Below are 560 nucleotides of genomic sequence, written 5' to 3'. Positions count from 1 at the left end.
TATTATTTTCTTGAAAAAAGTAAAAAAAATCGAATGCTTACGCAAAGGATGACTATTTCCAGAAAATTTTGCTTATTTAGCTGATTCCATTAGCATCCAACAACAACGTTTTATTGTAGTCAATTGGGCACTAAAAGTTCAATCCATTTTTCTGCAGGTTGAAATAGGAGGTAACGAAAAAGTCGTTTAATTTGGAAAATAGACTGTCCAGTCTTTGTTTCTAACTGAATCAAATAGGTTAGTAAACTGGCAATCAAGGCTAAAATCAATTGATTTACGACTCCCTGTTCGCTTCTTGAAAAAAACTTTTTGATTGTCATATGCTGTTTAATGTGTTTGAAGAACAGTTCTATTTGCCAACGAGCTTTATACATTTCTGCAATTTCAGCAGAGGAACAGTCAAAACGATTCGTGATGAACTGAAGAACTTTCCCTTTTTGATCTTGAATAGTCACTAAACGAAATCGGGAAGTTAGATAGTTTTGAGCACCTAATGCGACCAATTGGTCGCTGATAATAGAGTCTTCTTTGGAAGCTGCTAATGTTTCCAAAACATGAAC

The 560-nt window shown here is 34.3% G+C and carries 1 protein-coding gene; it reads right to left on the bottom strand.

What is annotated here, in order from left to right:
- Positions 1-119 precede the first annotated feature (119 nt).
- Positions 120-560: transposase (locus tag ACEN4I_RS13440; RefSeq protein WP_407103311.1), on the bottom strand; the 441-nt coding region annotated here is incomplete at its 5' end.

The sequence above is a fragment of the Desemzia sp. FAM 23990 genome, assembly GCF_045528485.1.
In the GTDB taxonomy this organism is placed as follows: Bacteria; Bacillota; Bacilli; order Lactobacillales; family Carnobacteriaceae; genus Desemzia.
This window is presented reverse-complemented; position numbering and strand designations above follow the sequence as displayed.